The sequence below is a fragment of the Actinophytocola sp. genome (genome assembly GCF_036555685.1).
Lineage (GTDB): Bacteria > Actinomycetota > Actinomycetes > Mycobacteriales > Pseudonocardiaceae > Actinophytocola.
The window spans coordinates 1-7,826 of record NZ_DATBKY010000245.1 but is presented as its reverse complement, the minus strand read 5'-3'; the positions used below and the strand labels follow the sequence as shown (position 1 = coordinate 7,826).

General features: G+C 73.0%; 8 protein-coding genes and 1 riboswitch. Of the genes, 3 read left to right on the top strand and 5 right to left on the bottom strand.

The features are described 5' to 3' along the window. On the bottom strand, window positions 1–968 hold a 968-nt coding region (thiO, locus tag VH969_RS24580; protein WP_331978216.1), incomplete at its 3' end, for a glycine oxidase ThiO. Then, window positions 964–1,073, bottom strand: a riboswitch (TPP riboswitch). Its footprint overlaps the gene before it by 5 nt. A gap of 31 nt (window positions 1,074–1,104) precedes the next feature. Here thiO and thiE point away from each other — a divergent pair. Further along, complete coding sequence (thiE, locus tag VH969_RS24575) at window positions 1,105–1,770, top strand: thiamine phosphate synthase (RefSeq protein ID WP_331978214.1); 666 nt, start codon at window positions 1,105–1,107, stop codon at window positions 1,768–1,770. 65 nt (window positions 1,771–1,835) lie between these two features. On the opposite strand, the gene VH969_RS24570 is transcribed toward thiE, so the two are convergent. Continuing rightward, a complete protein-coding gene (locus VH969_RS24570) occupies window positions 1,836–2,753 on the bottom strand; it encodes a S1 family peptidase (RefSeq protein ID WP_331978212.1) in 918 nt (305 codons plus the stop codon). A gap of 200 nt (window positions 2,754–2,953) precedes the next feature. Next, window positions 2,954–3,697 (bottom strand): hypothetical protein, encoded by a 744-nt coding sequence (locus VH969_RS24565; RefSeq protein ID WP_331978210.1) that lies wholly within the window; start codon window positions 3,695–3,697, stop codon window positions 2,954–2,956. A gap of 121 nt (window positions 3,698–3,818) precedes the next feature. On the opposite strand from VH969_RS24565, the gene VH969_RS24560 reads away from it, so the two are divergent. After that, window positions 3,819–4,772 carry a threonine ammonia-lyase gene (locus tag VH969_RS24560; RefSeq protein WP_331978208.1) on the top strand — a complete coding sequence of 318 codons (954 nt, stop codon included), beginning with the start codon at window positions 3,819–3,821 and terminating at the stop codon, window positions 4,770–4,772. A 3-nt stretch (window positions 4,773–4,775) separates the two neighbouring features. Here VH969_RS24560 and VH969_RS24555 read toward each other — a convergent pair whose 3' ends face one another. Together VH969_RS24555 and VH969_RS24550 are read right to left on the bottom strand one after the other, a co-directional pair. Further along, the gene (locus tag VH969_RS24555) at window positions 4,776–6,359 is read right to left on the bottom strand and encodes an MFS transporter (protein WP_331978206.1); all 1,584 of its coding nucleotides are present in this window, start codon (window positions 6,357–6,359) and stop codon (window positions 4,776–4,778) included. A gap of 31 nt (window positions 6,360–6,390) precedes the next feature. Beyond that, window positions 6,391–7,143: a GntR family transcriptional regulator gene (locus tag VH969_RS24550; protein ID WP_331978204.1), complete on the bottom strand. Its 753-nt coding sequence runs from the start codon at window positions 7,141–7,143 to the stop codon at window positions 6,391–6,393. A 187-nt stretch (window positions 7,144–7,330) separates the two neighbouring features. Here VH969_RS24550 and VH969_RS24545 point away from each other — a divergent pair. Next, the coding region (locus VH969_RS24545) for an SIS domain-containing protein (protein ID WP_331978202.1) at window positions 7,331–7,826 on the top strand (496 nt) is incomplete at its 3' end.

Genomic DNA, 7,826 nt, shown 5'->3' with positions numbered 1-7,826 from the left:
CGGTGATGACCCGCGGCGACGAGCACGCCCGGCGCCAGCTCGCCGACCAGCGGCAGGTTGTCCCGGCTCCCCGCGCGCAGCCCCGCGGCCACCTCGGTCAGCTGGTACTCCGCGAGCCCGGGGACGACCAGCGACGCGTCGACCAGCAGGTCGCGCACGCCGCCGACCGTGACCTCGTCGTCGAAGCCCGCCTCGTACTGCGTCGCGCCGAGGACGACCTCGCCACCCGCGCGCGGCACCAGGTACACCGGCCGCGACTCGACCAGCGCACGCACCGTGTGCGTCACCGGCAGCGCGCCCGACCTGGCCCGCAGCCGCAGGATCTCCCCCTTCACCGGCCGCACCAGCCCGTCCAGCGACGGATGCAGGCCCGCACTCCACGCCCCGGCGGCCAGCACGACCGTGCCCGCCGACAGCGATCCGTCCGCGAAGTGAACCTCACCTGGGGACACGCCCGCGGCCCGCCGGGAGTCGAACGTGACGCCCGCGCGCCGGCCGGCCGCCAGCAAACCGTCCAGCAGGATCCTGTTGTCCACCGCGAGATCGCCCGGCACAAAGAGTCCACTTCGGACCACCGGGCCGATGGCCGGCTCCCGCGACCGCAGCTCGCGCCCGGTCAGCCGCGAGACGTCGCGCCCCAGGGACGCGAGATGCGACGCGAGCACGTCGAGCTGCGCGGCGTCCGCCGAGTCGACAGCGGCCACCGCCGTGCCGCCGGTCAGCAGCGGCACGTCCAGCGAGGCCGCGAACGACGGCCAGCGGTCCAGCGACGCGCACCCGAGCTCGAGCAGCGCCTCCTCGCCCGGCCACGACTCGGTGACCGGCGCCAGCATGCCGCCGGCGACCCACGACGCCCCGCGTGCCGGCGTCGGGTCGACCAGCGTGACCTGGTGCGACGCGGCCAGCCGCCAGGCGACGGACAGCCCGATGACGCCGCCACCGACGACCACTACCTCACGGAAATCCACAGCACATCACGCTCCCTGCGCCGGCATGATCCGGATCAGGTTCGACGGTCGGGATCGGCGGATCCCCTCTCAGCCCGGTACCTCCGGACTCCCGTGCGGACCACTTCCACCGTAGCGCACGGGTTAGCGTGAGACCGTGCCTGGACTCGACGGAACACAGATCCGCACGCGGCTCGCGGACGCGCGGCTGTACCTGTGCACCGGGCTGCGGCCGGACCTCGCGGAGTTCGCCGAAGCGGCGCTCGCCGGCGGCGTGGACGTCGTTCAGCTACGCGAGAAGCACCTGGAGGCGCGCGACGAGCTGGCCGCGCTCGCGGTGCTCGGCGAGGTGTGCGCGCGGCACGGCGCGCTGCTGTCGGTGAACGACCGGGCGGACGTCGCGCTCGCGGCCGGCGCCGACGTCCTGCACCTCGGCCAGGACGACCTGCCGGTGGCGTGGGCACGCGAGATCCTCGGCGACGAGATCGTCATCGGCCGCTCGACGCACGACGAGGCGCAGGCGCGCGGGGCCGCGCGCGAGGACGGGGTCGACTACTTCTGCGCCGGCCCGTGCTGGCCGACGCCGACGAAGCCCGGCCGGCCCGCGCCGGGCCTCGACCTGGTCCGCGCCACCGCCGCGGCGGCGCCGGACCGGCCGTGGTTCGCGATCGGGGGAATCGACGAGGCCCGCCTGCCGGAGGTGCTCGCGGCGGGCGCGCGGCGGGTCGTCGTGGTGCGGGCCGTCACGGAGGCGGCGGACCCCCAGACCGCCGCCTCCCGCCTTGCGGCCGAGCTCCGCCGACGGGGCGGGTCCCGCACATGAGGGCGGACGGGCCGGCAGGGTTCGGCCCGTCCGCCAGTGGGCACGGATGCCCGCAGGGAGAAACGTCAGCCGGTGTACAGGGTCAGCCCGTACACGCTCAGCGGTTCGGTGATCGGCTGGAAGAAGGTCGTGCCACCGCTGCTGCAGTTGCCGGAGCCACCGGAGGTGAGGCCGACGGCCTGCACGCGGGAGCCCGAACCCGGGTTGGTGACCAGCGAGCCACCGGAGTCACCCGGCTCGGCACACACGTTGGTGCGGATCATCTGGTACACGCAGCCCTGCGAGTAGCACACGGTCTGGTTCGTGCCGGTGACGGAGCCGCAGTGCCAGCCGGTGGTCGAGCCGGAACGGCACACGGCCAGGCCGTTCGAGGCGCTCCGCGCGCCGGTGACGGTCACGTCGCTGCCGGCCGAGTAGCGGTCGACCAGCGGCGTCGACACGGCGGAGGACGACGACACGCTGATCGCGCTGTAGTCGTTCGTGGGGAACGACGACGCCGCGACGGTGCCGATCGTGCCGCCCGTGCCGGACCAGGTGCCACCGAGGTTGCCGCAGTGGCCCGCGTCGATCACGTACCGGGCGCCGCTGGAGGACCGGGCGTTGAAGCCCGCCGAGCAGCGCGCGCCGGCGGTCGTCGTGATCGCCTGGCCGCCGATGATGTTCCACAACGGCTTGTACGCCTCGGAGACGTGCTTGATCTGCACCGCGCCCGCGCCCAGGCTCGAGGCCCAGCTCGCGACGGCGGAGTCGGCGCCGGCCACCTCGACGACGAGAGTTCTGCTCGCCTTGTCGACGTGCCAGCCGGTCACTGTGCTCGGCCGGGTCGCGGCCGCCTTGTCCAGCTTGACCTGGGCGGCGGACAGGTCCGCCACGGTGCGGGCGGAGGTGTCCGCTCCCGCCGTCGCCGGCGACGCCATGGACAGCGCCACGCCGGCGGCCAGCAGGCCTGCGCCCGCCCAGCGCAGGAGTGAAGTGCGTTTCATCTGCTGTTCTCCCTCGACTTCGGTAGCAGGGGGACCCGAAAGCGGCAAGGGACGTCGATCCGCTCTCGGGGCAAAGAGGGATTCGGTTTTCCGCCATCCGGACGGATGACGTTGATGAAACTATTTCTGGACGCTGTGTTCGGATATCGCCCGTTCGGGGACAACAGTTGCCATTGTGAAGATGGCCACGCTACTAACGGTCAACCTGCTTGGCCGGTCGTCGGAACCGATACGGACCCGTCCGGCGGGGCGTCCGTCGTGGTCCGCGGCGGCGTCGTGTCGGCCGTGCCGGACCCGGCCGGCGGGTTCTGCGGCTCGTTGTTCCCGCTGGTCGGAGGCACCTGCGTGACGGTGACAGTGGACGGTCCGGTACTGGGGACCGTCGAGGTGCGGGTCGCGGGCGGGGTGTCCTGCCGGTCGCCGCCACCGTCCGGCTGGGACCGGACGATGCGGCCGACCGTGGTGCCCCCGTTCCCGGACAGCGACTCGCCGCGTAACCACTCGACGCCGGTGACCACCATCATGCCGACCACGAAGGCCAGCACGCTGGCCACGATCAGCGCCGGCCAGCGCAGCCGGCGGTGGGCGGGCGGCTGCTCGGTACCGGTCCGGTCACTGGTCTCCTCGCCTGGCTCCTCGCCGGTCCCGGGTCGCTCGTCGGCGCCGGTCTCCGGCTCGGTCCTCTCCTCCAGGAGCGTCACGCTGGTGCGGCCCGCGTGGGCCACGACCATGTTCCGCACGCTGCGCACACCCTGCCGGGTGCGCTGGATGGACCGCAGGTAGACCGCACCGCCGACGGTGGTCACCACGCTCGCGAGCCCCGCCCCGACCACGGTGCCCGCGACACCCATGGTCGAGCCGAGCACGGCAGCCGTCACCGCGGCCAGCGCCCCGGCCAGGACCTGGCTCAACCGGATGGTGTCGGTGTCAGTCTTCTCGCTCATGATCCTTCATCTACGTCGCGACTTCCCTAGGTACCCAACAACGGCGACGTCAGTCCTGCTTCCCCGGTTTACCCATGGTGAGCAGCAACACAGTCCACAATAGACAGTGCATACTCGTGGTGTGGATCTGATTACCGTCGCGGACGTCGAAGCCGCCGCCGAGCGCATCGTGGACACAGCTGTACGCACCCCACTTCTGCCCTGCGACTGGGCGGATCCGGATCGTCCATTGTGGAACAAACCGGAGAGCCTGCAGCCGATCGGCGCGTTCAAGGTGCGCGGCGCGGCCAACGCGATCGCCCGCATCCCGGAGGCCGAGCGGGCCCGCGGCGTCGTCGCGTACTCCAGCGGTAACCACGCGCAGGCGGTCGCCTACGTGGCGAAGCGGTTCGCCATCCCGGCCGTGATCGTGGTGCCGGAGAACGCGCCCGCGGTGAAGGTCGAGGCGACCCGCGCGCACGGCGCGGAGGTCGTCCTGGTGCCGATCAACGACCGGGAGGTGGTGGCCGAGCGGCTGGTCGCCGAGCGCGGCGCGACGCTGATCCCGCCGTTCGACCACCCCGACGTGATCGCCGGCCAGGGCACGATCGGCCTGGAGATCGCCGCCGACCTGCCGGACGTCGAGCTGGTCCTGGTGCCGGTGAGCGGCGGCGGGCTCGCCTCGGGCGTCGCGACCGCGATCAAGGCCCGCTGCCCGGCGGCGCGCGTGATCGGCGTCGAGCCGGAGCTGGCCGGCGACGCCGCGGCGAGCCTCGCCGCGGGCCGGCTCGTGCGCTGGCCCGCCGGGGACCGGGAGCGCACGAGCGCCGACGGCCTGCGCGCGCAGCCGTCCGAGCTGACGTTCGCGCACCTGCAGAAGCTGCTCGACGGCATCGTGACGGTGTCCGAGGACGAGATCCGCGAGGCCGTGGCGCTGCTCGCCCACCGGGCGCACCTGGTGGCCGAGCCGAGCGGCGCGGTCACGACCGCCGCCTACCTCCACCGCGCTGCCGACCTGCCGCGCGGGCGCACGGTGGCCGTCGTGTCGGGCGGCAACGTCGACCCGGCGGACCTGGCCGGGATGCTCGCGGTCTGACGGTCAGGCAGCCTCGTCCGGCTTGCTCTCGGCGGCCGGCGGGCGGGCCGGGACGATGTGCGTCGGCGGCTCGACGATGCCGCAGTTGAAGCAGTCACCCGGCCGGGGCGCCTCGACCGGGAGCACCGCGACGGTGCGCCCGGCGTCCTCGGGCCGCGGCTCGGCGGGCTTTGCCGGCCCCAGCACGTCGTTGCGGATGCCCAGCGCGAGCAGCCCGCCCGCGACGCAAAGCCCCGCACACATCAGCATGGCCCGCTGCCAGCCCGAGGTCAGCGCGACCGGGTCGGCGTAGGCCTCGCCGGTCAGCCCCGCCGCCGCCGGCAGGACGGCGACCGCGAGCAGGCTGCCGGTCCGCGCGATCGCGTTGTTCACGCCCGACGCGACGCCCGCGTGCCGGTCGGCCGCGGAGGCGAGCACGGTCGCGGTCACCGGCGCCACCACGGCGACCAGGCCGAGCCCGAAGACCACCGTCGCCGGCGCGATCACCAGCAGGTACGACGCCCCCGGCGTGACCTGGGTGTACAGCAGCAGCGCGGCCGCGATCACCATCGGCCCGGCGACGAGGAACGGCTTCGGCCCGAACCGCTGCGCCGCCTTGCCCGAGCGGGCCGACAGCAACAGCATCAGCACCGAGATCGGCAGCCCGGCGAGCCCGGCCGCGGTCGGCGAGAAGCCGAGCGAGGTCTGCAGCTGGATGACGAACAGCAGCATCACGCCGCCGAGCGCCGCGTACACGACGAACGTCAGGAGGTTGGCCAGCACGAACGACCGGTCGCCGAACAGGTCCGGCGGCACCAGCGGGTCGTGCCCGCGCCGCTGCACGACGACGAACGCCGCCAGGCACACGACCCCCAGCACGGCCGAGCTCAGCACCAGCGGGTCACCCGCTCCGCGCCCCGGCCCCTCGACCAGCGCGGCGGTGATCCCGGCCAGGCCGAGCGCGCCGAGCACCGACCCGAACACGTCCGGATGGCCGTGCATCTGCTCGTCGTGCGACTCGGGCACGAACCGCCGGGTGAACCAGATGGTCAGCAGCGCGATCGGCACGTTCACCAGGAAGGCGAGCCGCCACGACCACAGCTGCACGAGCACGCCGCCGAGCAGCGGGCCGATCGCGCCCGCGATGCCGCCGAGCCCCGACCACGCGCCGATCGCCCGTGCCCGGTCCGCGCGAGCGAACGTCGACTGGATGATGGCCAGCGCGCCCGGGGTGAGCAGCGCCCCGCCGATGCCCTGCAGCACCCGCGACGCGACGAGCATCTCCGTCGACAGCGCGAGCCCGCACAGCACCGACGAGATGCCGAACCAGGCGACGCCGAGCAGGTAGACCCGGCGCCGGCCGTACCGGTCGCCGAGCGAGCCGGCGATCAGGATCAGCGCGGCGAGCGACAGCAGGTACCCGTCGACGATCCACTGCAGCCCGGACACCGACGCGCCGAACTCCTCGCCGATGCGCGGCAGCGCGATGTTGACGACGGTGCCGTCGAGGAACGCCATCCCCGTGCCGAGGATGGTCGCGACCAGCACGCCGCGCGCCGCTGGGGTTCCCCAGCGGACCTCCTCGTGGCGCACCGGCGCGGTATCCATGGCTCGCTCCGCTATGTCGCTCCCGCTCGCGTCATGAAGGCCTGTTGAGCTCCGCCACGAACTTGTACCGGTCGCCCCGATACACCGAGCGCACCCACTCCACCGGCCGCTCCGTCATGTCGTACGAGTGCCGCGACAGCAGCAGCATCGGCATGCCCACGTCCGCGCCGAGCAGCTCGGCCTCGTGCGGACCGGCGAGCGCGGTCTCGATCGTCTCCTCGGCGTGGCCCATCTCGACGTCGTAGCGCTCGCGAAGCACCTGGTACAGCGAGCCACCAGCGGACACGTACTTGCGCAGGCCGCGGAACCGGCCGAGCGGCAGGTGGGAGGTCTCGATCGCCATCGGCTCGCCGTCGGCCAGGCGCAGCCGCTGCATGCGAAGGATCTTCGCGCCGGTCCGCAGGCCGAGCAGTGTGGTCAGCTCGCCCTCGGCCGGGATCTCCGCGATGTCGAGCAGCCGGGAGGACGGCTCGCGGCCCTGGGCCCGCATGTCCTCTGTGTACGACGACAGCTGGAGTCGTTGCGCCACTTTGGGTTCCGCGGCGAACGTGCCCTTGCCCTGCACCCGGAGTAACCGGCCTTCGACCGTGAGGTCGGCGAGTGCCTGGCGAACGGTCGTGCGGGACACGTCGAACTCGGCGGCGAGGGAACGTTCGGTCGGGATCGGCGAGCCCGGAGGCAGCGAGCTGAGCAGCTCCAGCAGGTGCCGCTTGAGCCCCCAGTACTTGGGCTCGCGCAGCGCACGACCGGTGTCGGGCTCTTGCGCGGCCGACGTTTCCAGCATGGCTCCTCCAGACGACGACTTCCCTGTTACAGGATGCCTGCCCAACGGCCGGCGGCGCGATCACACCCGCCGGATTTGGGGAATCCGTTACTCCCGTGGCTCGCCTCCCATGGCGTTGGACCACCCTACAGCGATACGATGATTGGTCTAGACCTACTTGGGTGAGTCGAGAGTGTCGGGAGGGTGAATGCCCGCTGGCGAGCGGATGGCCGCGGAGATCGCCGAGCAGCCGGCGGTGTTCGACGCCCTCGTCGCGCGGCGCGGCTCGCTCGCCGAGGTGGCCGAGCGGCTCGCGGCGCGGGGCCCGCGCTTCGCGCTGCTGGCCGCCCGCGGGTCGAGCGACCACGCGGCGTTGTACACGAAGTACCTGATCGAGGTACTCCTCCAACTTCCCGCTGGTCTTGTCTCTCCGTCCACGACGACGCTCTACGGCGCCGAGCCGGACCTGTCCGGCGTGCTGTACGTGACGGTCAGCCAGAGCGGCGGCTCGCCGGACCTCGTGGAGGCGACGCGGGTGGCGCGCGAGCGCGGCGCGCTGACGGTCGCGATCACGAACACCCCGGGCTCGCCGCTCGCGGAGGCCGCCGAGCACGCCGTGTCCATCGGCGCGGGTGACGAGCTCGCGGTCGCCGCCACGAAGACCTACACCGCCACGCTGCTCACGTCCTACCTGCTGGTCGACG

Excerpts from the sequence above, each read along its gene's own strand:
- VH969_RS24570 (WP_331978212.1), bottom strand. The coding sequence starts at position 2,753 with ATGAAACGCACTTCACTCCTGCGCTGGGCGGGCGCAGGCCTGCTGGCC.
- VH969_RS24565 (WP_331978210.1), bottom strand. The coding sequence starts at position 3,697 with ATGAGCGAGAAGACTGACACCGACACCATCCGGTTGAGCCAGGTCCTG.
- VH969_RS24555 (WP_331978206.1), bottom strand. The coding sequence starts at position 6,359 with ATGGATACCGCGCCGGTGCGCCACGAGGAGGTCCGCTGGGGAACCCCA.
- VH969_RS24550 (WP_331978204.1), bottom strand. The coding sequence starts at position 7,143 with ATGCTGGAAACGTCGGCCGCGCAAGAGCCCGACACCGGTCGTGCGCTG.